Here is a 24868-nt window from a genome sequence, read left to right on the forward strand (position 1 = left end):
GAATTTAGCCACAAGTTGACTGCAAATCTGAAGAATTTAGCCAGAGCTTAGCCACAAGTTGACTGCAAATCTGAAACTCCAGCCTGAAAAATCTCCAGTCCTGAGTTTCCAGCACTGAGTTCCCAGCCCCGATTGCCCAGAGCCAGAGATCAGGGCTGATGTAGGACTGATATAGGGCTGATATAGGGCAGCGATTTGCGCTACAGCACGTCGCGTCCTAGATAAGGTCGCAGCGCTTCGGGAATGGCAACGGTTCCATCCGGCTGCTGATAGTTTTCCAGAATGGCAGCCATGGTGCGCCCCACGGCAAGCCCAGAGCCGTTCAACGTGTGGAGAAACTGGGTTCCTTTCTTACCGGCTTCTTTGAAGCGGAGGCTGGCACGACGAGCCTGAAAATCGGTGCAGTTTGAGCAGCTTGAGATTTCCCGATATTTGCCCTGGCTGGGCAGCCACACTTCCAGATCGTAGGTTTTTACCGAGGCAAAGCCCAGATCGCCCGTGCAGAGGGCAATCACGCGATAGGGCAGCTTCAGCGCTTGCAGCACCCCCTCGGCCGCCTGGGTGAGGCTCTCCAGTTCATCCATCGAGGTATCTGGATGCACAAACTTGAACATTTCCACCTTGTTGAACTGGTGCAGGCGGATTAGCCCCCGTGTATCTCGCCCGTAGCTGCCTGCCTCGCGTCGGAAGCAGGGCGTGTAGGCACAGTGATAAATCGGCAGTGCGTCGGCTTCTAGGATTTCGTCGCGATAGAGGCTGGTGATGGGCACTTCGGCCGTGGGCGTGAGCCAGAGATCGTCGCGATCGCACTTAAAGCTTTCATCCGCAAACTTCGGCAGTTGCCCCGAAGCCGTCAGCGAGGCCGTGTTAATCAAAATCGGCGGCAGCACCTCCACAAAGCCCGCCTGGGTGTGGCGATCGAGCATGAACTGGATTAGCGCCCGCTCCAGCGCTGCGCCCGCTCCCAGCAACGTCACAAAGCGACTCTGGGCAATTTTCACCGATCGCTCAAAGTTCAAAATCCCTAGCTTCTCGCCAATTTCATAGTGCGGCAGAATGTCGGGATTGGTGGGAATATACTCGTCTCCCCAGCGGCGAATTTCGACGTTTTCATCTTCGCTTTTGCCAATCGGGGTTTCCTCGCTGGGCAGGTTAGGAAACGTGAGCAAGAGCGCTTGCAGTTGTTCTTTGATCTCCTTCTCTTTCGGCTCCAAATCGCTCAGTTGCGCCTTGATCTGGTTGCCCTCTTCCTTGAGCGCCAGCACTTCAGAATCATCAGGCTTGGCTCCCGATTTCATCTTTTGCCCGACTAGCTTGCCGATTTCGTTGCTGCGGGCCTGAAGCTGCGATCGCCCCACTTCTAGCTCACGCTGCTGCTGGTCTAGCGCCAAAATTGGTTTCAGGTCATACCCGCCGCCCCGCAGATCCAGCTTTGCCTGCACCTGCTCCGGATTCTCCCGAATTTGCTTGATATCCAGCACCGTTTTTCCCCGCCGTATTTTTTACTTGCTGTGGCATTTCACAGGATACAAGGATTGTGGGAGCAGCGTCACGGGGGGACAGCGTGTGGGGGCGATCGCCCTCACGCAAGAGCAACTCCAGCAAGTGCAGCAGCAAGCCGAAGCCGAACGCGAACGAGCTGAGTCGAAACGCGAACGGGCCGAAAAACTGGCAGAGCGCCTACGATCACTCGGCATTGACCCCAATGCTCTCTAGCCTTCAGTCTTCAGTTTTCCATCTTCAATCTTCCATCTTCCGTCTTCCATCTTCAGCACTATCCCTCCGGCGGCGTAAGTTGCCGAATCGCCCGTGCCAAGTCGTCTGGCGTGCCGACATCCAGATAGGAGCCGTCGGGAAAGGCTTCTGCTTCCACTCGCAACCCCGCATTGATTCCAGCCTGGATTACATCGCCGATGGGAACTTCTGTTTCGGGAATGGGGCCGCTGGCGAACTCGTGCAAAAACTCGGTAAAGCGGGGCGACCAAACGGCGATCGCCCACATATAGGTCAAGTCTGTCTGCTGGGGTTTTTCAACAATTTGCTGCACACGCCCGATTTCATCAAACTGCACCATGCCCGCTTTGCGAAAGTTTTTGGTCGGAAATAGCCCCAGCACCACATCCGCGCCCCCTCGCGCCAGCCGCTCTAGCAGTGCGGCGTAGGCGTTTTCCGGCTGAAACAGGATGTCGGGAAACCCAATCGCCACGGTTGCCCCCTGCAAAAACGGGTAAGCCTGATCCAGCGTGTAGGGCACGCCGTAGGGCACATGCACCGTCAGATAGCCCAGACGCATCTGCACCAGTGCGCCGTCGCCATAGTAGGCGGGAATATCCCACTTGCCCGGCCGCAAGATAAAAAAGGCTTTGGCAATCCCCGCCCGCTGCATTTTCTCCAGCAGATAGTGGCTGACGACTTTGGGAACAGTGCGCCCATCGGCACTTGTGCGAAAGCCCAAAGGGTAAAGCTCTTTACTCATCGGCAGGGGCGAAAGCCGGGTCGCCTGTCCGCCAGCAGGCAGCAATCCGATGACATTGGACATACGAATTCATGGAATTCATCGAACTCATCACAGTACGGCAAGCCAGAGTAAGGCAAGTCAGAAACAGGATGGACTGAGCGCAGAAACCTCCTGTGTAAGGATACTGAGCTTTTTCAGTGCTTTTTCCAGTCCGCAGAAATGTCATGAAATTTTTATGAGATTTTTATATTTCCTTTAAGTTTCTGGGAAAGCTAAAAGCAGCTTTTTGCCAAAACGCTTGATTTGGCACGCCTTTGACAGCCCTCGAAACCGGATGCGAAACTTGGGCGATCGCCCCTCATAGAGCGCTGAACCAGGTGTTTGATTCCGCATTTTCCGCAGCGATTTAGGAGCGAAATGGCACGATACACCGCCGATGGACATCCAGATTCGGGTTTTGCGACTTGCAGGCCGAATTCAGTCCAGCGGTTGAACGCTGGAACCATTGGGTGATGCCATCGGGGGATGGCGAAACCTTTGTAAATTTATGACCCTAAATGTAGTTACTTTTGTTGAGTTTCCATGAAGACGCAAGCAGGGTTCTCCACAGAACATGGGATTGGGGATGTTGCCAACCGGATTGTGGCGACGGGCAAAATCACCCGTGAAGACGAGCAAATGCTGCATCAGGTGATGATGTCGGATCTGTATCTGGGCATGGAAGATCTCCGTCATATCCGCATCGTGCTGGATCGCCTGCAAATGGGCTTGCTCCGGGTCGCCGATTAAAAGTCGACCAGCGAGTAGAGGATACGCACAGCAGGTGATCTACAGATGCGCTAAGAGAGATGAGCTAGGAGATCACACGCTTGAACTGGAGGGTCGGAGGCTCCCAGACATCGTACAGAGAGTCTTCCAGACCCAGTTTTAAAACCCTTTGATCCCCCCTAGCCCCCCTTAACAAGGGGGGAACCGAACCGAGCCACTCCGGAAGTCCCCCTTTTTAAGGAGGGGGATCGACTCAGAGCAATCAATGACCTAAAAAGCTTTAAAACAGGGCCTAGGAGATCACAAGCTTGAACTAGAGGGTCGGGGGTGAGTCACAACTCCGACCCTCTTTCAATGAGGTTCCTGTAGGTCACGAGCGCAATTCTGCAACCAGTCGTGTTTTGTAGCCTTGCTTTTGAGATGGCGATCGCCCCCTCCGTGCAATCCCAAAGCAGTGCAATCCCAAAGCAGAAATCCCTCTCAGACAGGGTAAATTCATGTTTTGCCCTGATAACGACAGGATGTTAGCTCAGATGGAGGGGTGGGCATTCTCAAGTAGCGCTCTTGAAGATTGCTTCAAACTTCGCCTCTCACCTGACCCAATCATCCAAACGTATGACCAACCTGATGCATACGCTTTTCGGTTCGCAGGGCTATATTCCCCACGGGCACTGTTATCTGTGGCAACCCTGGCTGGTGTGGTTACATGTTGCGTCGAATGCGGCGATCGCCCTAGCTTATTTCTCGATTCCCGCCTTGCTCCTTTACTTCATCGCCAAGCGCAGAGATGTTCCGTTTAACTGGATGTTTGTGTTGTTTGGAGCGTTCATCATCGCTTGCGGCATAGGACATCTGATGGATATCTGGACGATTTGGCATCCAAACTACTGGCTGTCGGGTGTGGTGAAAGCGTTCACGGCTATCATTTCGATTTATACGGCGATAGAGCTAGTGCCGCTGATTCCTCAGGCGTTGGCGCTGCCCAGTCCAGCCAAGCTAGAAGCGGCGAATCGAGAGCTAGAACGGGCGCTGCGAGAGCTTCAGAGTACCCAGTCGCGCCTCATCCAGGCGGAAAAGCTTTCTAACCTCGGACAGCTTGTGTCGGGCATTGCTCACGAAATCAACAATCCCGTTAATTTTATCTACGGCAACATCAATCACGTCAGCAGCTATACGCAGGAATTGCTCAATTTGCTGGCGCTGTATCGAGAAACGGTTCCCCAACCTGCGCCCGCTGTGGCAGAGGTCTTAGCCGAGAGCGATCTGGAGTTTATCGAGGGCGACCTGCCCAAGACCCTTTCCTCGATGCAGATTGGCGCAGACCGGATTCGCCAGATTGTGCTGTCGCTGCGGAACTTTTCTCGCGTAGACGAAGCGGAAATGAAGCCCGTGAATCTTCACGACGGCATCGACAGTACGCTGATGATCTTGCAGCATCGCCTCAAACCAAAGGGCGATCGCCCCTGCATTCAGGTGGTGCGCGAGTATGGCGATCTGCCCAAAGTGGAATGCTATGCGGGACAGCTCAATCAAGTGTTTATGAACATCTTGAGCAACGCAATCGACGCGCTAGAAGAAGTCTATGAGACTCATCAAGCCAATCAATCAAGCACGCTAGAGCGAACGCTTCAAGACAAAGCACCTGTCATCAAGATCTGCACACGCCTGATTGAACCGGACAATGCTGCGAAGCAGGTTGAAATCTGCATTGCGGACAATGGCCCCGGCATTCCCAAAGCGGTGCAAGCCCAAATTTATGAAGCGTTTTATACCACCAAGCCACTCGGCAAAGGAACCGGACTGGGGTTGGCCATTAGCCATCAAATCGTCACAGAAAAACATCGTGGGCAACTGATTTGCCAGTCCGACACAGGGCAGGGCACAACTTTCTTAATTCAGATTCCGCTAAGACAGTCATTCGTTGCCCCAGAGTCAACGCGCACCGCAGCGAGAAATCCCTAACCGCTATACAATGCCAAATGTTGAGCAGAGAACCGTTTGGCTATGACGCAGGCTCCGATGACACAGGCTCCGATTCCGGTCGTGGTAAATGGCGCGACGGGCAAGATGGGGCGCGAAACCATCAAGGCGATCGCCGCTAGCAAAGACATGACCCTGGTGGGGGCGCTGGCCCGCAACCCAGACCGGATTGGGCAGGACGTGGGCGAGGTGGCAGGCTGCGGCCCGCTGGAGGTGCCAATTCTCAACGACATGCAGGGGACGCTGGCACTGGCATCGCAGGAAAAGCAGCCCGCTGTGATGGTGGATTTTACCCATCCTGATGTGGTGTACGAAAATGCGCGGGCGGCGATCGCCTACGGGGTGCGTCCGGTAATTGGCACGACGGGGCTGAGCGTGGAGCAACTTAACGATCTGGCAGACTTTGCCGACAAAGCCAGCATCGGCTGTCTGGTGATTCCCAATTTCTCGATTGGGGTGGTGCTGATGCAGCAGGCGGCCGTGCAGGCATCGCGCTATTTCGACCATGTGGAAATTATCGAGCTGCATCACAACCAAAAAGCCGACGCGCCCAGCGGCACAGCGATTCAAACGGCGCAGCTTTTAGCAGAATTTGGCAAAGCCTTCAATCCGCCAACTGTTGATGAAACCGAGAAACTGCCCGGCGCACGCGGCAGTCAAACCGAAGACGGCATCCGCATCCACAGCGTCCGGCTCCCCGGTTTAATTGCCCATCAAGAAGTCATCTTTGGCGCACCCGGCCAGCTTTATACCCTGCGCCACGACACGAGCGATCGCGCGTCCTATATGCCCGGTGTGCTGCTCTGTATCCGCAAGGTGCTGGAGTTGAAGTCACTGGTCTATGGGCTGGAAAAGGTGTTGTAGCAAGGCAAAGGGCGATCGCATTGGGTCATATTAGCAAAATCGGCACCGCTACGGTTCCTCGTCAAACACGGGCGACCAGAGTTCGGCGATCGCCACCGACCATCCCGGCAGCAAATCTGGCAGCGTCAGCACATCTCCATTCCGCAGGATTATCGGCTCCTTGCCAGACTGAAACACCCTCACCGTCGAGTCTTCAGGGTTAATCAAAATTCCAACCTGCGTTCCCTGGGCCAAAAAATTTGCAATCTTACGTTCCAACTCTTCCACCGTATCGCTGGGTGACTTGACCTCTACCATTAGGTCAGGGGCAACCGGGGCAAAGTTGCGCGGGGCACGGCGCAGTCGCTCAGCCCTGACAAACGACACATCCGGGGCGCGGGTGTTGGAATCGGGCAGCGTAAACCCAGCGCTAGAACCCGTCACCCGACCTAGGCGATTTGGCTCTACCCAATCTGCCAGACGACGACCAAACCGAAAGGCAACTTCATCCGACTCATAGCCCGACGGACTCATGACCGTAATCTTCCCGTCTACAAGCTCCATCCGATAGTCACTGCCCAGTTTGGCTTGTAAGGCTTCTAGGTCTTTCACCGTCAGAGACATCGGCAACTCCTTGGCGTTCAGTGAGTTCCAGGCTCGTCTTCATTCTATATAGGCGACCGTCACGCCAGAGCCGCCGTCTGCCTGCTCTGCCGCCTCAAAGCGCGACACCTGGGGATGCTCTTTCAGAAATGCATGAACCCCCTGCCGCAGCTTGCCCGTGCCGTGGCCGTGGATAATCCACAGGGGGCCCGGCTGGGCGCTGGCGATCGCCCGTTCTAGCTCAATTTCTGCATCTGCCACCCGGCTGCCCCGCAGGTCGAGGGTGTTCTTTGACGTGCGAATCGCGGGGGCTTCGGTCGGCTTTTCTTCCGCAGATTTCTCTGGCGGTCGCTTCTTTTCTGCGCTCTGGGCCTTGGCGGCCGCCCCCTGCTCCCTGGCGGGCAGTTCTGCTTTTTCCCCTTGCAGCGATTCCACATCCGCCAGAGAAACGGTCATCTTCATCAGCCCAAAGCGGACGGTGAATTCGCCGCTGTCGTCGGGATGGGTCAGCACTTCGGCAACCTGGCCCAACCGGGGAATGCGGACGCGATCGCCCACCTTGGGGCGAAACCCAGGCTTCGGCTTGGGCGGGGCCTGACGCGAGGGCAAGTGACGCTCGGCCAGCTCGTTCAGGGCTTCGGTGGCCTGCTGGGCGGTCTGGGCCGTTTCGGGGCCGCGCTGGAGTTGGCGAATTACCCTAGCAATTTCAGCTTTAGCCTGGGCGATCGCCGCCTGCACTGCCTCTTCCTGCTGCTGTTGCAGTTCCCGTTCGCGCTGCCGCAGCGTCTCCGCCCGCCGCAAGATCTCCTGGTGCAGCCGCTCGGTTTCCCGAATCAGTTGCTCTGCGGATTGGGTCTTTTCCTCCTGCTGGCGGCGCTGCTGCTCCAGTCCGGCAATCACGCGGTTTACGTCGCTCTCGGAGCCTGCGCCGATCTGCGCCCGGGCCGCCTCCACGATTGCCGGGTTGAGGCCGAGCCGCTGGGCGATCGCCAGTGCATTTGAACGACCAGGAATGCCCCACAGCAGCCGATAGGTGGGAGATAGCGTCACATCGTCAAATTCCACCGAGGCATTCTCGAAGCGCTCGTCTTGATACTTCAGCGCCTTCAGTTCGCCGTAGTGGGTCGTGGCAACGGTTAAGGCGGCGTGATCGGCTAAGTAGCGGAGGAGGGCGATCGCCAGCGCGCTGCCTTCTGAGGGGTCAGTCCCTGCGCCCACTTCGTCGAGGAGGACGAGGGAGGGCGTTGGGGCATGGGGGAACGGCTCGTCCTCACTCAACGGCGTTATCCCACCATCGCTCTCCGCCTCATCCTGCTGCAACGCCGCCAGAATCCGCCCAATCCGGCGAATGTGTCCGGAAAAGGTCGAAAGGCTCTGCTGAAGCGATTGTTCGTCGCCGATGTCGGCCAAGACTTGGTGAAACCAGGGCAATTCCACGGGTTCGCGGGCAGGAACGAATAGCCCCACTTTTGCCATCAGCGCCGCCAGTCCGAGCGTTTTCAGCGTCACGGTTTTGCCGCCCGTGTTGGGGCCGGTGATGGCGACGACGCGGATCTGGGGCTGAATGACCAGATCGATCGGCACGACGGCCGGCCCCTGCTCGTGCTGATGCTGCCAGATGAGGAGCGGGTGGCGGAGTTGGCGGAGGGTAATTGGGGCAACCGCAGACGCAGAGCCGTTGGCGGAGGCCCCAGATTCCTGGCTCCCGAATTCCACAAAACGCGGGGGATTTGCGCCGAGCCAGAGGGAATAGCGGGTGCGGGCGGTGGCCAGGTCAAGGGTGGTGGCGATCGCCAGCAGTCTTTCTAAATCTTCGTGAACGTCTGCAACCTGTTCGCTGAGGGCGCGGCGGACGGCTTCTTCTTCCACCTGCTCTTGTTTAAGAAGCTGCCGAAGCTGGTTGCCGTGGCTGACGATGGCGTTTGGCTCTACATAAAGCGTTGCGCCGCTGGTGGAGGTGTCGTGGACGATGCCGGGGATGATGTCCTTGTGGGAGGATTTGACAGGCAGCACAAAGCGATCGCCCCGCTGAGTAATCAGCGCTTCCTGCACGGCGTTGCCGTGGCGCTGCAAAATGCCTTGCAAGATTTGATAAATGCGATCGCGCTGCTGCTTAAGCTGCTCGCGGATGCCGCCCAATTTGGCACTGGCGCGGTCCATAACCCGGCCGCGCTCGTCGATGCAGCGGTGGATGTCCTGCTCCAGTTCGGGATAGGTGCGGAGGTCTGCAACCAGGGCATTGAGCGTGGTCAGGTCGGGATATTGGTCAATCGTGCGGCGGAGGGTGCGTGCGCCAGAAAGCGTAGTGGCGATCGCCAACAAGTCGTCTCCGCTCAAGATGCCTTGCAGTGCAGCCCGCTCCAGCGCGTCGCCAATGTCCTGAATGCCCTCAAAGCTGAGCGAAACTGGCAGCGTGGTTTCAAGCTGATAGACCTCGCGGGTTTGCGCCAGCAGCGCCTCACTCTCGACCAGGGTATCGGGAATTCGCAGATCTTGCGCGACTCTCGCGCCCAACTTCGTCGCCGCAAAGGTGGCGAGATGCTGGCACAGGCGCGGCCATTCCAACAGATTGAGGGTTTCAGCTTGGATCAATTGCGGCTCAGGGCTGGAGACTATTCCCAATTATCAAGGATCTAGAGCGTGTCAGCAATTTCGCCCAACGGAGCCAGGCCAATTCTCCCAACGGGCACTCCGAATGCAACAGGTAAATACCTCTAACACCGGGTTCAAGCACTAGGAAAGTAATGCCGCAGCACCGCTTCGTAGGCTTCATTCACCCGCTGGGCCAGTTCCTTGCTGCCCCCCGTGTCGGGGTGTGCCGTTTTCATCGCCTGTTTGTAGGCGCGTTTGAGCGATTCGGGGGTGAGCGGCGTAAACGGGCCCAGATTCAGCAGCGCTAAATAGTCAGGAATCGTGTTGCCGGGGCGCTTGGCATAGTTGGGACTGCCATAGCTCGAACCGGCCGAGTGTTGCCCCGCCGACTGTTTTTCTCGCAACAGCCGCTCGACCACGGTATCGAGGGCGGCGATCGCCTCTGGTTCCCAGCCAAACAAGTGAAACACATCGGGGAAGCGGGCGGCTTTTTTGCGGAGGCGCTGCAATGCGGGCAGCCAGGATTGCTGGGGGTGTGTCGCCGTTTGCCAGAGCGCGTCGTAGGCGCTGAACCCGCCCAGCTTGTAGATGTAATAGCGATCGCCCGTGCGTGCATCAACATGACAGCCAAACTGCTGCAACACGTCCGCCCCAGCATAGCCAATGCCCTCCTCACCGTGGATCATCTGGTGCAGTTGTGCCAACACGGGATGCAGCCGCCGAGCCCAGTCCAACTCGCACAACGCTACCCAATCCGGCGTGTGGAACAGGGGCGTTTCGGCGTTGGCTTCACGGTGGCTAGCGCTGTATTGCTCATAGTCACCCACTGTGCCCCAAGTCACCTGGATGCGCTGCTGCCAGTCTGCCTCGGTCTGCGGGTCGGCCAACTCTTCGGGCAGGTCAAGCTGGGCCTGGATTTGCTCAAGCTGCGTCTGAATCTGGTCGAGCCGTTGCCCAATGTGGCGCGTGGTGGCGGCTATCTGGCTAGCAAGCATCTGGGCAAAGCTGGCTGCCTGGGCCTCCAGCAGTTTTTGAATTTGCGAGGCAGAAAGTCCGTCGGCGGAACCGTTTGAAGCGCTGTTTGAAACACTGTTTGAAGCACTGTTTGAAGCACTGTTTGAAGCGCTGTCTACGACGCTGCCTGCCCTCTCCCGCAAGCGACTTTCTACCGCCCGCTGATGTTCGGTCAATTCCACCAAAATATCGCTGAGGGCCTGCACTTGCCGTCCCAGGTCATCGGAGGCTGCTCCCGATCGGGGGCGATCGCCCTTTCCTGCACTGGCTTGTGCGGGGTTGTCAGTCACACTGCCCAGTGGCAGCGGCAATTGCGACTCGCGGCGGCTGGCAGACGGGTTGCCATAGAGCAGGCGATCGCCCCCCTCCGGCTTGTAAATCAGCAGGTCGGCTGCCTCGTCTAGCCTTCCGCCGCTAAAGACCAGCGTGATGCTGCCTGGCGTATAGCCCACCTTGCCGCTGTGCCAATCGTCCAACAGTGGCACACAGTAGGACGAAACGGGAAACTCCGTCGGCTGCGTCACCACTCGCGCCCCACTTTTGGTCGCCCGCAAATAGCGCCCCGCCAGATCGGCGATCGCCCCTTCCAGATGCTCGGATTTAATCGCGGTCGTCACCCGCAGCGATTTAGGATTCATGCTTTGAATCTTAGCGAGTGTCAGGTTTTTAGGTTTTTAGGCGGCGGCTTTCGGGCTTCAGGCGGCAAATAGACTCATTCTTTAGCGCCTGGATCGCGGGCCGCCGCTCCTGGTTCCACCAAATTGTAGTTAAACGTGAGGTTGACGCGGATGCGATCGCGCGTGGCGGTGACAGGAAACGGCTCAAACGGGGCGGACTGCTGCACAGCGGCGATCGCAGCAGCATCGGCATCGGCAAAGCCAGAGGGTTCCGCAAGCTGCAAGTCGAGCAGGTTGCCTGCGCGATCTAGGGTGAGCCGAACAATCACGCGGTAGGGGCGATCGATGGGCACTTGCTGCCAAACTTCCTGCACGTCCCGGTTGAGTTGGTTAACGTACTCGCCCCACGCAGGGTCGCGCTGGGCGGAGAGTCCGGGCGGATTGGCAAGCGGATTGGCCGTCGTGCGGTCTGGGTTGGCGATGCCGTCTAGTCCCTGACCTGGTGGAGGCGGTGCAGCCGCAGGGTTGCCAGCAACGACCACTTCCGGCAAGGGCTGGGGCGGCTGAGGCGAGACAGGCGAAAAGTCTGGCGGGGGCGGCAGTGCGGCTTCCCAGAGCGGCTGGGGTGGCGGCAATGGCGGCCGGGCCAGGGGCGCGGGAATCGGTTCTGGCGGCACAAAGGGAGCCGGACTCAGCGCGGGCAAACCGTTGGGGGGCGGAGCCGCCGGAGTCGCCGCCACTGGCGTAGCCGCAGGGCTGGGAGAGGCAACGGGCGGGGGAGGGGTGGGCGGGCGGGGAGCCGGAGCAGCGGATGGGGCAATTTCCGCAGGGATCGCTTCACGAATCGGGCTGGGAGCCGGGGCAGGCGCGGCAGGAGCGATCGCTGGGCGGCTGGCATGGGCAGCGGGTTGCAGCAGGGCTTTTTCGGACTGATCTTCCGCGGGGGCGATCGCCGCAGTTCCTTCATCCAGCGCAGTCCCCTTGCTGCCTGCCAGCGTCACCGCATCCTTCTGAAACTCCACAGCCTTGCCCGCATTGGTAGGTAAAACGTCCACCTTTTCGCCAGTCGCTTTCTGAGACACTTGGGCGCGGCGCAGCGCAGCTTCTACCGCTCCCGTTTCAGGAGCATCCAGGTAAACAAACTCGATCGGCTGGGCAGGGCTGGGCGGCTCGACCTGTGGCGGCTCCGGCAGTTGCCACGCGACCCAGCCTGCGGTCACCGCACCCGCATGAAACGCCGCCGCCGCCGTGACGTATAAGACCAAATGCTTGCGTTGGCGCGTCATCACCCGCGACCGATAGCGCCTTAGTCGGCTCATGCTGCTCCTCACCCCGCCCAGGCGCAAGCCCTGTAAATCTGCGAGTTACTGTAATCAAACCACAGGATGCGGCCGATCTGACGGCTTTTTTCCGCAGAAATACCCAATTTTTCTAGATCACGCAGCACGATCGAGAACGGGGAATCGCTGTTCAGACCGTTACCGCCCCAATTTCCGATTGCATCCTGGCTGGCAGGGGGCTTCAGGAATGCTGGCCTTTTGCCGTAAAATAGGAGCTTGAAATCATTTGCACCCGCTGTGTTTGAGATTTTGCTATGGATATTTTGACGTTGGGATGGGTTTCTTTGCTGGTTCTATTCACGTTTTCAATCTCGCTGGTGGTTTGGGGGCGCAACGGTTTCTAACTGGTCTAACCGGATTGACCAGGACTTCCGTCCAGATTCACAATTTTTGCAATTTTTGCAATGACCCTTGATACGCTTGATCTGTCTGCCCTGAGTTTGTCCCCGCTAAATGTGTTGGCGGTGCTAGCGGCGCTGCTGCTGGTCGGCGTGACGGGCGGGGTGATTTATTTGACGGCTGTGGAATGGCGCGATCGCCGTCGCCAAGACCGCGAAAAGCGAAGCCGATAGCCAGACTCAGCAATTCCTCACCTTCCGAAAAGAGCCAGTTGACCTGCATCAGTCTGGCTCTTTTGCATTTTTGTCCGCCGCATTGGAGGGATTTTAGATTTTGGATTTTAGAGTTTGGATTGGCAATTTTGGAGGGTATGGGGCGTGTGGCTCAAGAATTGACCCCAACCCAAAACCTCCCCCTGCTCCGCAACAACGCACACCACAAGGTTCAATCAGATTCGCTATCTTCAGAGATTGAGCATAGCCATCCAGGCGCGTCCTTTCCGCCGCTTTCTTTCCATAGAGCTATCGAGCAATGGCTTGCTCAGGCGAAAAGCCCTATCTAGAACTCTCAATCCCTTTCAAACTTTGTATGACGACAACCCGCGAAACGCTGACTTCTCCTAACCCTCAGGCAGGGGCATTGCATCCCTTAGAACCGCTGACCGCTGCTGAAATTAACCAGGCGGTTTCCCTGCTTCGGCAGCAAAAAAACGTGGGCGACGGTTTTCGGTTTCCCTCGGTGACGCTACATGAACCGCCCAAGGCGTTGGTGCAGGCCTATCAACCGGGCGATCGCTTTGAGCGAGAAGTCGCCGTTATCTTGCTGGACAATGCCACGGGGCAAACCTACGAGGCCATCGTTTCCCTCACCCAGGGGCATGTCACCTCCTGGAGGCAGGTGCCGGGAGTGCAGCCTAACATCATGGCCGACGAACTGGTGGAGTGCGAAGCGGTGGTCAAGGCCCATCCCGACTTTCACGCAGCGCTGGCAAAGCGGGGCATCACTGACTTGGATCTGGTGATGGTCGATCCGTGGGCACCGGGCAACTTTGGCTTTGAACACGAAAAGGGCATCCGCTTTTCACGCTGCATCTGCTATCTCCGCGCCACACCCGACAGCAATGCCTACGCCCGCCCCATCGATGGGCTAATTCCCGTGGTGGATTTGAACAAGATGGCGCTAATCCGCATCGAGGATCTGGGCGTGGTGTCTGTGCCGCCAGAGCCGGGGGAATACGAAGCCCGCTTCATGCCAGAGTTTCGCAAAGATATTAAGCCGCTGCACATTACTCAGCCCGAAGGGCCCAGCTTTCAGGTCAACGGGCACCACATCCGCTGGCAAAAATGGGACTTTCGCATTGGCTTTACCCCCCGCGAGGGGCTGGTGCTGTATTGCGTCAGCTACGAAGATCAGGGGCGGCTGCGGCCGATTCTCCATCGCGCTTCGATGGCAGAAATGGTTGTGCCCTATGGCGACCCGCGCCCGCAGCACTATCGCAAAAACGCCTTTGACGTGGGCGAACATGGCGTGGGACTGCTGGCCAATTCCCTCAAGCTGGGCTGCGACTGTGTGGGCGAGATTTACTATTTTGACGGCGTGCTGACCAATAGCCGGGGCGAGGTGTCGGTGATTGAAAACGCCATCTGCTTGCACGAAGAAGACTTTGGAATGCTCTGGAAGCATACCGACTGGCGGAGGGAGAGCGTGGAAGTGCGGCGATCGCGCCGTCTGGCCATTTCCTTCATCGCCACGGTAGACAACTACGAATACGCCTTTTTCTGGTACTTCTATCAGGACGGCAGCATTCAGTTTGAGGTCAAGCTAACGGGCATTCTGCTTTGCGCGGCGCTGGCGAATACCCCGAAATATGGCACGCTGGTTGCCCCAGAGCTAAACGCTACCAACCATCAGCACTTTTTCTGTATGCGGCTGGACTTTGACCTGGATGGCACAGCCAACTCTGTTTACGAAGTCAACACCGAAGCCGAGCCGATGGGCCCCGAAAATCCAATGGGCAATGCGTTCTATGCTGTCTCAACGCTGCTGGCAACCGAGCAGCAGGCCCAACGCCTGATCGACCCCTTCACTGCCCGCTACTGGAAAGTGGTGAACCCCAACGTCACAAACCGCCTGGGGCAACCCGTCGGCTTTAAGCTTGCGCCCGGAGAAAACGTGCTGCCCTTTGCCCATCCTGACTCGCCTATCATGAAGCGGGCTGGCTTTATGGGCAAGCACCTGTGGGTCACGCCCTACGACCCGGCCGAGCGCTATCCCGCTGGCGACTATCCCAACCAGCACCCCGGCAGCCAGGGCTTGCCCCAATGGACGCAGGCCAATCGCTCGATCGAAAATACCGACGTGGTGGTTTGGTATAACTTTGGACACCACCACATTCCCCGCCCTGAAGATTGGCCCGTCATGCCCACGGCCTACTCTGGCTTTATGCTAAAGCCCGTCGGCTTTTTTGATTGCAACCCAGCGCTGGACGTGCCGCCCTCTGAGCCCAAGCACGCTTGTCATTAAAACGGGCCGGGACTTACGCACTTGCAATACGAACTTGCAATACGCACTTGCAATAACCTCTCTGGGTTCTAGACGATTTCTCCTGGGCTGCGTCCGCGAGAAATCGTCTCGCGAGAAATCGTCTAAGGGGCTAACGCCATAAAACGGGTGAGAAATCATTCAACTCTTGGAGAATATTGCGAAGGAATCATTACCATTTTTCTTTTGCTATTTTCCTTTAAGGAAACTCTCTTTGAAACAAGACAAAAAGCGCCTAAAATTCTCTCTAAGACGTTCATCTAATCCCCTTCAAAGCTCCGTTACAGCATTTTCTTGCGATGTGAGGCCTGTGCTAACTCAGACAGGCGAGGACTTTTGCCCCATCTCATGCCTCACTAGCTTCAAAAACGCTGTAGTCAAATCGGTGTTAACTTGTAAGTCTTTTGATAATGCTGTGTTAAGGCTTGAAAACTATCGCCAAGTTTCTATTGTCAAAGCCTAAAAAAAATTGAAGGCCGCTGATAGAAACTAATCACTACATCGTCCTGCTGGTAAGAGCTTGAGCCTGATTTTGCGTGAACTGTAGTCTGGAGTATAGTTACTTGACAACACCCGATATCCCAAGCTTGGGTATCCGAGGAAAATCATGCAACTGCAACTCAACCAGAGCTATGTCTTGGTGTTGGATAAGCCGTCCGACGAACTCCGCAGACTGGAATCTCAGCTTGCTCGGTTGCACTGTCCCGTTGTGGTGACGAACTCAGCCGTGCAGATGATGCTACGGGTCAGCCAATCGCCGCCGTCTCTGGTGATTTTGGTGGGGGGCGATCGCCGCTGGTCTGAAGTGTTGGTGAAACAACTCCGCAACAACGCCAACGCCCGCCACACCACCATCGTCACGCTGACCGATCACCACGCACCCAGTTGGCTACATCAAGAAGAAAATCCGGGCTTTGATGGGTTTCTGGTTAAACCGCTGACGGCCGATGTGCTGATGTCGCTAGTCCAGTCGGCCTGGGCGCGGCAAAGCGTCGGCTCTGCAAGCTAGCTTCAGGCATGTCTAATCCAGACTGTTTTAACCCAGGCTTGTCTAATCCAGGCTTGTCTGATCCAAACTTGTCTAATCCAGGCTTGTCTAATCCAAACCTGGCTGAATGGATTGGGCTTAGCCTTCAAGCTCCTGGTTGGCGCGGTGTTCTAGCCAGATGGGGAGGGCGATCGCCGCACAGAACAGCAGCAGCGCCACCACCGCAAACTGCCCCACTATGGTTACCAATTGCTCCAGGGGAATCAGCTTCCCCACAAAGAAAGCCAGCGTCACCATCACCGAAGCCCAGGACAGCGCCCCGATCAGGTTGCACAGCAAAAACTGGGGATAGGGCATTTGTGCAATGCCTGCTAGGGGCCCGGCAAAAATTCGCAGCAGCGCCAGAAATCGCCCAAAGATCACGGCTCTAGCGGCATTCTCGCTAAACTGCGTGCGGACTGCTAGCAGCCTGGATTCCTCAATGCGAAACACGCGACCCGCCCGCACCAGCAGCGGCCAGCCCCCAAAATATCCAATCCAGTAGCCAAAATTGTCGCCTAGCACAGCCCCGGCCGTTGCGCTGGCCAAGACCAGCCAGTAATTTAGCTCATCGCTGCCTGCCAAAAACCCGCCCACCAGCGTAATTGTCTCCCCTGGCAGCGGCACACCTGTATTTTCGAGCATGATGCCCAAAAACACGACCCAATAGCCATACTCATGTGCAAGATTTTCCAGGGCCTCTAGCGATAACAGCTCAAGCGACATGAGGGAAGCCTTCACAAAGATTTACGAACACCCTTTTGATCTTTACTTAAGCCGGAGAGGGTGTCAATGATTAAGAAAATTCCCCCGTTTCCCAGTGCGATAGGAATTCGGGGGGATATCCGGAGGATTTAGTTCAGCTTCAGGCGAGATCCCGACCAGACACGGTTCGCTAATACTGCTAGCTATCCCGCTAGATCTCAACTAGATCTCAACCTTAAGATCTCAACCTAAACATCACACTGCGTCATGGTTTCTAGCCTTAGTCGCTGCAACGCTACAAATCAAGCGGTGCCCGATGCAGCAGTCTAGAACCGATAAGCTGCACCAACTTGCAGGCTGACAGCAGCGTCATTGCTGTTTCGATATGCATCAAAGCCTACCTTCGCGTCACCGTAGAGGACGATGTTGCGACGAATCGCGGCTTCCACGCCCACCGTGGCCACCGGAGCGCTGCGATCGCCCAGCGGGGTAGACCGGCCCTCATCCGTCACGAAAGAGTAGCCGCCGCCGACGTAGAGGTTAGCGCCAGGAGCAATGCCGATGTCATACGTCACCAGGGGCATGAGCGCCACAGAATCACTGATCAGCGCTGCACCACGCACCGAGATAGGCGCTACAGGCACGTCAAAGCGTCCTTGAACGTTTGCCCCGAAGGAGGTGTCGCCAGCGGCATCTTCGGTCACGCCCGCAGCAATACCCGCGCCGATGTAGTTGCCAGCCATTTGGGCCGAAGCAGGGCTGGCAGAGAGCAGCATGGGAACCGCAGCAACAGCCGACAGAGCAGAAACGGTAGCAATCGATTTCAGAGAGAGTTTCATAGGTTTTTCCATCCCAAAAACGTACAAGAGAGCGCAACAATCCGGCATAAATGCAAACTGCACTTATGGTGAATTCAGACCAGGTAATCGAATCAGAGTCGCTTCATGCTCGACCATAGAACGTGAGATGAAAGATTTCTCAAAAAGGCGCTTTTGTACCTCTTTCAATCTCAGTCTGATGGCATCAAGAGCAGGTGAATTGCAGGTTCTGGTTTAAAGAATTCGTCTGTGTCTTAAAAGTTCCTTAGACTTAGAAAGAATCCTTTAGCGTCTGAACTATCTTAGTTATAAAACCAGAAAATGAGCGATCGCCCCATCTATGTTTCGCTAATTAAACTGTCACAAGTCTGAGCGCGATCGCCAAACGAAAATTAGCTTCCAAGCCTTGCGACCATCAGTTAGGTGCATCTATTCAAAGATATAAACAACTAAAACTGACAGCTTAAAAGTCTTACCAAAAGACGAATAAACTTACATTTTGTTCCCGAAATGAAAGGCCGCAATCGTCTACGAATCATCCATCTAACGCAAGAGAATAGAAGGATGGAAATCTTATGAAACGTATAAGTAAAAGGTACGCCAGTTGGTTTAGAGGACGCAGGCATTCCTCCGAAATTCAAGACTGTCCTTTTCTTATTCCCTACTCCTTTCTATTTTATCTATTGGCGCAATCGGGAGGATTGATCTGACTTGTGTTTTGCAGTCCACCTGATGTCTAAGAATTGCCTGCAAGATTCTGCCAGATTCATAACCAGATTTATAAGAATTAGCGCTGTCGGAACGCTACTCGGAACGCTACATTGGCAGCGGTGGGCTGCAATCCTTGCTCAACACGATAAAAGGGGCGATCGCTCTCTGACTTGTGGAGAAGCGACGAGACCTAACATTCTGCTAACATCCTGAAACAACTGGTACCCTGAGTCCAACCCTCTCTCTATCCTCTTACCCCTGATTAGCATGAAGCGGCGATCGCTCCTCATTGGCTCCAGCAGTGTAGCGCTTGCGGCCCTAGTGGGCGGATGCCGCCGCCGCGACAACGGGCTGCGGGTGTTGTTTCTCGAAGACTCGGTGCCGCCGCAGGTCTTGAAGGCATTCCGCAGCGCCCTCAGCCAGCCCCTACCGCTGAGCTTTGTGCCGCGCCCCCAGCTTGCCAGCATTGTTGAGCAGTTGGAAACCTGGCAAACGGCGGAGTCGCCGCAGACGGCCGACCTGGTGACGCTGGGTGATGCGTGGCTGACGGAGGCCATTCAGCAAAAGCTGATTCAGCCGCTGGAGGTGTCGTCCATTCCTGGCTGGGAGCGAGTGCCCAAGCCCTGGCAGGATTTGGTAACCCGCGATCGCCAGGGTGCGCTGAGCGCTGCGGGTCTGGTGTGGGGTGCGCCCTACCGCTGGGGCAGCGTGGCGATCGCCTTTCGCAGGGACAAGCTAGACCCCCTGGGCTGGCAACCGCGAGACTGGGCAGACCTATGGCGGCCAGAGCTAGCCGGAATGCTGTCGCTGCCCGATAGCCCCCGCACGGTGCTGGGGCTGGTGCTAAAGAAACTGGGTCGATCGGTCAATGAAGCAAACCTAGCGGCTGTTCCGAATTTGCAGAATGAACTGGCTGCCCTCGATGACCAGACCAAGTTCTACAGTTCTACCGATTATTTGCAGCCGCTGCTGATCGACGACACCTGGGCCGCCGTGGGCTGGACGACCGACATTCTGCCCGTGATGCAGGGCGACCCGCGCATTGGGGCGGTGATTCCCGCGTCGGGCACGATGCTGTTTAGCGATTTGTGGGTGCGTCCGGCGCGATCGCCCTCCACAGAGTCCGATCCGGGGGCGATCGCCGAATCTGCACTGGCCCAGTGGATCGACTTTTGCTGGCAGCCAGAAACCGCAACCCGCCTGTCGCTGCAAACGGCCGCTGCATCGCCCATTTTTGCGCTAGATGCGTCGGACTTGCCTGCGGACTTGCGAAACCGTGAGCTACGGCTGCCTGCCGAGTCCATTTTGCAGAAAAGCGAATTTCTCTTGCCGCTGTCGCCCGCTAGCGCTGCCCAATTTCGGCAGGCGTGGTCGGCGTTGCCGCGGCAGGCGTGGGCCGACCCGTCAGCCCAGCAATCCCGTCGGAGCGCAGCATGATGTCGCAGTCTCGCCGTCCCTCTGCCTGGCCCAATGCCACACCCGAAAAATCGCACAGATAAGCCGCCAGCAGGTTACCCTGGCGGTCAAAGACGCGGGTGCTGTAGCCATAGGTGCTGGCAGACGCGCCAAATTGGTTTACAAACGTGTAGCGCTCCATATAGTTATAGATGCTCCACACTTGCGGGTTAACGACTAGCTCCACTCGCTGGGGCGAGTCTTCGCGGGCAGGATAGACCAACCAAGTTTCCAAAAGCTGTTCTCCAAACTGGTCACGCACCCACCACAGGCTAGGCAGCGTCAGTCCTTCTTGGGAAATGGTGTTTGCGGTAATCATTTCCGGATCGGGCAAAATCGCGCCCGGTTGCGCTAGCGATAAATCCGGGGGTTCGCTCAGCAGCAGACGGGTCATGTCGTCGGAGGCGGCCGCTGCTGTGCGGGTTGCTGCGGGCGCGTCGGACTGGGGAACTGCATGGACGGCGATCGCCCCACCCATCAACCCTGCAACCAGACCCACGCTCAACCCTGCTTTTGCACCAACACCCATCCAGTGCGATTCGCGAAGCCATGCCTGGGGGAATTGCCCGCTTGCCCGTCTATTTGCCATGTTCACTTGCCATGTTCACAGTTTGCTCCAAGTGCCTCATAACCTAGTGCTGACGGGCCCTTATGTCTGCTGCTTTGGTGCGACATCGACCAATGCGACATCAGCCAGTACGATATCAGCCTATGTGATATCAGCCGACTAGAAAGAGCCAGCCAGAGTTCGGCTTTCCTGACTTGAGGTTGTGAGTTCTTCCTATGAATTCTTCCTATGTTCACCCAAACCGATTTAATCGGCAAGTCCAGGAAAAATACATCATCCGATCGGATGACCCAGAGCCAGAGGCCGGATGAACCAGGCCGCGACCCGACGGAGCGATGGGCGATTTTCTTAACATCCCTTAAGATTACTAGAATACGTCTTAGAGAAATGGGAACTCAGGAGTAGCAGCGTCATAAGTAGCAGCGTCATAACCCCAGTGCCTCGTCTGTTTGGGCGGCTGTCTTCAGGTGACTGTCTTTAGGCGACTGTCTCTAGGCGGCTGTCTCTAGGCAACTGTCTTCGGGCGACTATCTATCGACTGTCTATCCATGAGGCGGCGCTTCTGAATCCTCCTGAACGAATCGGTAAGGTCTGTCGGTCTGTTTATCTAGTCTGTTTTCCCAAGCTCTCTTCGATTTTTATCCTCAAACTCACCCTCTGCTGCTGTCTATGTCGCCTGAAACTTTGACCAATTCTCAAGTGTCGATGGATAACGCTGGCTCAATTTCCAACGGCGAGGTCGCCGGAACTCTGTCCACAGGGATTGAGAACAGAGCAGAGGCAGATGGCGGGCAATCGGGCGATTTCCGCAGGGATCGCTTCGCGAATCGTGCGGGGAACGCAGAGGTCGATGGGTTTACGGCTGCGGATGACTTTGTGCAGCGGCATATTGGGCCGTCGGACACAGAGGTGCAATCCATGCTGGCGACGCTGGGCTTGGGGTCTTTGGAAGAACTAATCGATCGGGCCGTACCCACAGCTATCCGGCTCCAGCAGCCGCTGAACCTGGGCGCAGGGCAGAGCGAGTACGAGTTGCTAAAGGAACTGAGGGCGATCGCCGCTCAAAATCAGCTTTTCCGCTCCTTCATCGGCATGGGCTATGCCAACACCATCACGCCGCCAGTCATTCAGCGCAATATTCTGGAAAACCCCGGCTGGTATACGCAATACACGCCCTACCAGCCCGAAATTGCCCAGGGTCGCCTGGAGGCGCTGCTGAACTTTCAGACAATGGTGATCGACCTGACGGGGCTGGAAATTGCCAATGCCTCGCTGCTGGATGAGGGCACGGCCGCTGCCGAGGCGATGACCCTCAGCTATGGGCAGCACAAGGGCAAGAGCAAGACATTTTGGGTGTCGCAAGCCTGCCATCCCCAGACGATTGAAGTGGTGCAGACCCGCGCCCGGCCGCTGGGCATCGACGTTTTGGTGGGCGACCACCGCACGTTCGATTTCTCCACACCCGTCTTTGGCGTGCTGCTGCAATATCCGGCGACGGACGGCGCGATTTACGACTACACAGCGTTTATTGAGCGGGCCCACGCAGAAGGGGCGATCGCCACTGTGGCCGCCGACCTGCTCAGCCTGACGCTGCTGAAACCGCCGGGAGAATTTGGCGCAGATATCGCCGTCGGCAGCACCCAGCGCTTTGGTGTGCCCCTCGGCTATGGCGGCCCCCACGCGGCCTACTTCGCCACCAAAGAAGCCTTCAAGCGGCAGATTCCGGGTCGTCTCGTCGGCGTATCCAAAGACGCGACGGGCCAGCCCGCCCTGCGTCTCGCCCTGCAAACCCGCGAGCAGCATATCCGCCGCGACAAAGCCACCAGCAACATCTGCACTGCCCAAGTGCTGCTGGCCATCATTGCCAGCATGTACGCCGTCTACCACGGCCCCGACGGACTGAAGCGTATCGCCACGCGCATTCACCAGTTCACCGCTGCGTTAGCAGAAGGTCTGAAAGCACAGGGCTATGAACTGGGCAGCGAACCCTTTTTCGACACGCTGCGGGTGACGGTGCCGGATGCTGGAGTGATTCTGGAAAGGGCGATCGCCCACCGGATTAACCTCCGCCGCATCGACCCCACCACCCTCGGCATCAGCCTCGACGAAACCACCACCCCCGCCGACCTCCAGGATCTCCTCCAAGTCTTCGCCCCCAGTTCCCCAACACCTTCCCTGCCGAATCCCCCTCACGTCAGCGCTGCGGAGCAAAACCCTCAGATCCCCAGCCCCCTCTCCCGCACCAGCCCTTACCTCACCCATCCCGTTTTCCACCGCTACCACTCCGAAACCGAACTCCTCCGTTATATGTATCGCCTCCAGCTCAAGGACTTGTCCCTAGCCACGGCGATGATTCCCCTCGGCTCCTGCACCATGAAGCTGAACGCCACCTCCGAAATGCTGCCCGTCACCTGGGCGGAGTTTGGCCAGCTTCATCCCTTTGTGCCGCTGGATCAGGCCCAGGGCTATCAAGTCCTGTTCCAGCAGCTTGAGGACATGCTCAAGGAAATTACGGGTTTTGCGGGCATCTCACTCCAGCCCAACGCTGGGTCCCAAGGCGAATATGCAGGGCTGCTAGTCATTCGCCAATATCACCTCAGCCGGGGAGATGCACATCGCACGGTCTGCCTGATTCCCGAATCGGCCCACGGCACCAACCCCGCCAGCGCCGTCATGTCTGGCATGAAGGTGGTGCCCGTCGCCTGCGACAGCGAAGGCAACATCGACGTGGCGGATTTGCGAACCAAGGCAGAGAAGCACCAGGCCGATCTGGCAGCGCTGATGGTGACGTATCCCTCTACCCACGGGGTCTTTGAGGCGGCGATTCGGGAAATCTGCGACATTGTTCATGCCTACGGCGGCCAGGTCTACATGGACGGAGCCAACATGAACGCCCAGGTGGGATTGTGCCGTCCAGCCGACTTTGGCGCAGACGTATGCCATTTGAACCTGCACAAGACCTTCTGCATTCCCCACGGCGGCGGCGGCCCCGGCATGGGCCCGATTGGCGTAGCGGCGCATCTGGTTCCTTTCTTGCCCAGCCATCCCGTCGTGCCGATGGGTGGCTCCAGCAGCGTCGGTTCGGTTTCCGCCGCACCCTGGGGCAGCAGCAGCATCCTGCCCATTTCCTGGGTCTATATCCGCCTGATGGGCACGGCTGGCTTGACTCGCGCCACCCAGGTCGCCATCCTCAGCGCCAACTACATCGCCAAGCGGCTGGAGGGACATTACTCCGTGCTGTATAAGGGCGAAAACGGGCTGGTGGCCCACGAGTGCATCCTTGACCTGCGCCAGTTCAAGAAGACGGCTGGCGTGGAGGTGGAAGACGTTGCCAAGCGGCTGATCGACTACGGGTTTCACCCGCCCACCATGTCCTGGCCCGTGGGGGGGACGATCATGGTAGAGCCGACCGAGAGCGAGTCGCTGGCGGAACTGGATCGCTTCTGCGATGCGATGATCGCTATCCGCGAAGAAATCCGCGAGATTGAAGACGGCAAGGTTCCCCAAGACAATAACCTGCTGAAAAACGCGCCCCACCCCGCTGCCATCTTGCTCAGCGACGAATGGAACCGCCCCTACTCGCGGGAGCGGGCTGCCTACCCCACCGCCTGGACACGGGAGAACAAGTTCTGGCCCGCAGTAGGACGGATTGACAACGCCTATGGCGATCGCAACTTAGTCTGCTCCTGCCTGCCGATGGACGCTTATTAGGCTTATTAGATCCATCGCGCCATCGAATGGGGGAATTTTAGATTGGGGATTTTGGATTTTGGATTGAGGAGATACCCTGCTAAAATCCAAAACCCAAAATCCTCCTTACCTGTTCTTACTCGTTTGCGCCAGAATTGCTCCGTACTTCACGGTGGAGGTAGCGCAGCACTTCGCCGGGGCGACCGTCGAGGACGATGCCGTGGGGTGGAAGGTCGAGGGCACGAGTCCACTCGAAGCGTTCGGCGTAGCGGAGCAGGTGCAGACGGTCAATCGCCATCTGGGCATCTTCGGGCAGGCCGATGATGCAGTGGCGCAGACGGCGACGGTGGGGCAGTTCGCAGGTGAGCGGGGGCAGCGAAAACTGGGTCGCCTCCGAGAATGGGGACGACCAGGTGTATTGAATTGTCAGCATTTGGGGTTTCCTCCAGGAAACGAGGTAGGGAAACCCCGAAAAGATGGCCGCCCAAACGACGCAAAGCAGGTTTCAAGGCGGCCATACAATAGGCAAAGCCCTGAGACAGCCCCTACTGTCCTGGGGTCAGGCGTTGGTAGGTGCGTCAACATCTACCAATGCCGTAAACGACGAACCGGCCAAATTTTCGGGGAGTGAAGCAAGCTGCGGAAGTTGGAAAAATCACAGCTTGATGGGCGATTGTAGTGGATACCCCTGATCGGCGCAAGCAGAAATTTGCTACGGAGTGTAAAGGAATCTGGCATCTGCTTTTTGGCTCGAAATCGCTCGATGTGTGGCTCTGGATGGGATGCTTTCTCTAGATGG

Annotated in this window: 20 protein-coding genes; 10 read left to right on the forward strand and 10 right to left on the reverse strand. The window is 57.2% G+C overall.

Annotated features, from left to right (window positions below):
* Positions 1-200: 200 nt before the first annotated feature.
* On the reverse strand, positions 201-1481 hold the full coding sequence (gene serS / locus HPC62_RS21880) for a serine--tRNA ligase (protein ID WP_172358513.1): 1281 nt from the start codon (positions 1479-1481) through the stop codon (positions 201-203).
* Between the two features lie 25 nt (positions 1482-1506).
* On the opposite strand from serS, the gene HPC62_RS21885 reads away from it, so the two are divergent.
* On the forward strand, positions 1507-1716 hold the full coding sequence (locus HPC62_RS21885) for a hypothetical protein (RefSeq protein WP_172358514.1): 210 nt from the start codon (positions 1507-1509) through the stop codon (positions 1714-1716).
* A gap of 58 nt (positions 1717-1774) precedes the next feature.
* Here HPC62_RS21885 and HPC62_RS21890 read toward each other — a convergent pair whose 3' ends face one another.
* Positions 1775-2539, reverse strand: a complete 765-nt coding sequence (locus HPC62_RS21890; protein WP_172358515.1) for a nucleotidyltransferase family protein — start codon at positions 2537-2539, stop codon at positions 1775-1777.
* Positions 2540-3040: 501 nt separating this feature from the next.
* On the opposite strand from HPC62_RS21890, the gene HPC62_RS21895 reads away from it, so the two are divergent.
* The 3 genes from HPC62_RS21895 (at position 3041) to dapB (ending at position 6070) form a co-directional block, all read left to right on the forward strand.
* Positions 3041-3247 carry a hypothetical protein gene (locus HPC62_RS21895; protein ID WP_172358516.1) on the forward strand — a complete coding sequence of 69 codons (207 nt, stop codon included), beginning with the start codon at positions 3041-3043 and terminating at the stop codon, positions 3245-3247.
* Positions 3248-3841: 594 nt separating this feature from the next.
* The gene (locus HPC62_RS21900; RefSeq protein WP_172358517.1) at positions 3842-5188 is read left to right on the forward strand and encodes a sensor histidine kinase; all 1347 of its coding nucleotides are present in this window, start codon (positions 3842-3844) and stop codon (positions 5186-5188) included.
* 42 nt (positions 5189-5230) lie between these two features.
* Positions 5231-6070, forward strand: coding sequence for a 4-hydroxy-tetrahydrodipicolinate reductase (gene dapB, locus HPC62_RS21905; protein WP_225906799.1), 840 nt, complete (start codon positions 5231-5233; stop codon positions 6068-6070).
* A gap of 48 nt (positions 6071-6118) precedes the next feature.
* Here the strand turns inward: dapB and HPC62_RS21910 are convergent, their stop codons facing one another.
* The 4 genes from HPC62_RS21910 to HPC62_RS21925 form a co-directional block, all read right to left on the reverse strand.
* Positions 6119-6673 (reverse strand): Uma2 family endonuclease, encoded by a 555-nt coding sequence (locus HPC62_RS21910; protein WP_172358518.1) that lies wholly within the window; start codon positions 6671-6673, stop codon positions 6119-6121.
* A gap of 39 nt (positions 6674-6712) precedes the next feature.
* Positions 6713-9244: an endonuclease MutS2 gene (locus HPC62_RS21915; protein WP_172358519.1), complete on the reverse strand. Its 2532-nt coding sequence runs from the start codon at positions 9242-9244 to the stop codon at positions 6713-6715.
* 134 nt (positions 9245-9378) lie between these two features.
* Complete coding sequence (locus tag HPC62_RS21920) at positions 9379-10896, reverse strand: J domain-containing protein (RefSeq protein ID WP_172358520.1); 1518 nt, start codon at positions 10894-10896, stop codon at positions 9379-9381.
* 74 nt (positions 10897-10970) lie between these two features.
* Positions 10971-12194 carry a TonB family protein gene (locus tag HPC62_RS21925; RefSeq protein WP_172358521.1) on the reverse strand — a complete coding sequence of 408 codons (1224 nt, stop codon included), beginning with the start codon at positions 12192-12194 and terminating at the stop codon, positions 10971-10973.
* A gap of 275 nt (positions 12195-12469) precedes the next feature.
* On the opposite strand from HPC62_RS21925, the gene petN reads away from it, so the two are divergent.
* From petN to HPC62_RS21945, 4 genes are all read left to right on the forward strand, one after another.
* Entirely contained in the window at positions 12470-12559 is a 90-nt protein-coding gene (petN, locus tag HPC62_RS21930) for a cytochrome b6-f complex subunit PetN (protein ID WP_068510235.1), read from the forward strand.
* Between the two features lie 60 nt (positions 12560-12619).
* Positions 12620-12787, forward strand: a complete 168-nt coding sequence (locus HPC62_RS21935; protein WP_172358522.1) for a hypothetical protein — start codon at positions 12620-12622, stop codon at positions 12785-12787.
* 355 nt (positions 12788-13142) lie between these two features.
* A complete protein-coding gene (locus tag HPC62_RS21940) occupies positions 13143-15077 on the forward strand; it encodes a primary-amine oxidase (protein ID WP_172358523.1) in 1935 nt (644 codons plus the stop codon).
* 625 nt (positions 15078-15702) lie between these two features.
* On the forward strand, positions 15703-16104 hold the full coding sequence (locus HPC62_RS21945) for a response regulator (RefSeq protein ID WP_068510234.1): 402 nt from the start codon (positions 15703-15705) through the stop codon (positions 16102-16104).
* A 117-nt stretch (positions 16105-16221) separates the two neighbouring features.
* On the opposite strand, the gene HPC62_RS21955 is transcribed toward HPC62_RS21945, so the two are convergent.
* A complete protein-coding gene (locus tag HPC62_RS21955; RefSeq protein ID WP_172358524.1) occupies positions 16222-16848 on the reverse strand; it encodes a DedA family protein in 627 nt (208 codons plus the stop codon).
* Between the two features lie 305 nt (positions 16849-17153).
* On the reverse strand, positions 17154-17666 hold the full coding sequence (locus HPC62_RS21960; RefSeq protein WP_172358525.1) for a porin family protein: 513 nt from the start codon (positions 17664-17666) through the stop codon (positions 17154-17156).
* A gap of 957 nt (positions 17667-18623) precedes the next feature.
* Between HPC62_RS21960 and HPC62_RS21965 the strand changes: the two genes are divergently transcribed.
* A complete protein-coding gene (locus tag HPC62_RS21965) occupies positions 18624-19793 on the forward strand; it encodes an extracellular solute-binding protein (protein ID WP_172358526.1) in 1170 nt (389 codons plus the stop codon).
* Here the strand turns inward: HPC62_RS21965 and HPC62_RS21970 are convergent.
* Positions 19699-20400, reverse strand: coding sequence for a hypothetical protein (locus HPC62_RS21970; protein WP_172358527.1), 702 nt, complete (start codon positions 20398-20400; stop codon positions 19699-19701). The two genes, HPC62_RS21965 and HPC62_RS21970, sit on opposite strands and share 95 nt — an antisense overlap.
* A 663-nt stretch (positions 20401-21063) precedes the next feature.
* Between HPC62_RS21970 and gcvP the strand changes: the two genes are divergently transcribed.
* The gene (gene gcvP, locus HPC62_RS21975) at positions 21064-24090 is read left to right on the forward strand and encodes an aminomethyl-transferring glycine dehydrogenase (protein WP_225906798.1); all 3027 of its coding nucleotides are present in this window, start codon (positions 21064-21066) and stop codon (positions 24088-24090) included.
* A gap of 115 nt (positions 24091-24205) precedes the next feature.
* On the opposite strand, the gene HPC62_RS21980 is transcribed toward gcvP, so the two are convergent.
* The gene (locus HPC62_RS21980) at positions 24206-24502 is read right to left on the reverse strand and encodes a hypothetical protein (RefSeq protein WP_225906797.1); all 297 of its coding nucleotides are present in this window, start codon (positions 24500-24502) and stop codon (positions 24206-24208) included.
* Positions 24503-24868: the final 366 nt, after the last annotated feature.

It is taken from the genome of Thermoleptolyngbya sichuanensis A183 (assembly GCF_013177315.1).
Classification (GTDB): Bacteria; Cyanobacteriota; Cyanobacteriia; order Elainellales; family Elainellaceae; genus Thermoleptolyngbya; species Thermoleptolyngbya sichuanensis.

Bases quoted from the DNA above. Each gene is read 5' to 3' on its own strand.
- HPC62_RS21890 (WP_172358515.1), bottom strand. From the start codon at position 2,539: ATGTCCAATGTCATCGGATTGCTGCCTGCTGGCGGACAGGCGACCCGG.
- HPC62_RS21895 (WP_172358516.1), top strand. From the start codon at position 3,041: ATGAAGACGCAAGCAGGGTTCTCCACAGAACATGGGATTGGGGATGTT.
- HPC62_RS21900 (WP_172358517.1), top strand. From the start codon at position 3,842: ATGACCAACCTGATGCATACGCTTTTCGGTTCGCAGGGCTATATTCCC.
- dapB (WP_225906799.1), top strand. From the start codon at position 5,231: ATGACGCAGGCTCCGATGACACAGGCTCCGATTCCGGTCGTGGTAAAT.
- HPC62_RS21910 (WP_172358518.1), bottom strand. From the start codon at position 6,673: ATGTCTCTGACGGTGAAAGACCTAGAAGCCTTACAAGCCAAACTGGGC.
- HPC62_RS21920 (WP_172358520.1), bottom strand. From the start codon at position 10,896: ATGAATCCTAAATCGCTGCGGGTGACGACCGCGATTAAATCCGAGCAT.
- HPC62_RS21925 (WP_172358521.1), bottom strand. From the start codon at position 12,194: ATGAGCCGACTAAGGCGCTATCGGTCGCGGGTGATGACGCGCCAACGC.
- petN (WP_068510235.1), top strand. From the start codon at position 12,470: ATGGATATTTTGACGTTGGGATGGGTTTCTTTGCTGGTTCTATTCACG.
- HPC62_RS21935 (WP_172358522.1), top strand. From the start codon at position 12,620: ATGACCCTTGATACGCTTGATCTGTCTGCCCTGAGTTTGTCCCCGCTA.
- HPC62_RS21940 (WP_172358523.1), top strand. From the start codon at position 13,143: ATGACGACAACCCGCGAAACGCTGACTTCTCCTAACCCTCAGGCAGGG.
- HPC62_RS21945 (WP_068510234.1), top strand. From the start codon at position 15,703: ATGCAACTGCAACTCAACCAGAGCTATGTCTTGGTGTTGGATAAGCCG.
- HPC62_RS21955 (WP_172358524.1), bottom strand. From the start codon at position 16,848: ATGTCGCTTGAGCTGTTATCGCTAGAGGCCCTGGAAAATCTTGCACAT.
- HPC62_RS21960 (WP_172358525.1), bottom strand. From the start codon at position 17,666: ATGAAACTCTCTCTGAAATCGATTGCTACCGTTTCTGCTCTGTCGGCT.
- HPC62_RS21965 (WP_172358526.1), top strand. From the start codon at position 18,624: ATGAAGCGGCGATCGCTCCTCATTGGCTCCAGCAGTGTAGCGCTTGCG.
- HPC62_RS21970 (WP_172358527.1), bottom strand. From the start codon at position 20,400: ATGGCAAATAGACGGGCAAGCGGGCAATTCCCCCAGGCATGGCTTCGC.
- HPC62_RS21980 (WP_225906797.1), bottom strand. From the start codon at position 24,502: ATGCTGACAATTCAATACACCTGGTCGTCCCCATTCTCGGAGGCGACC.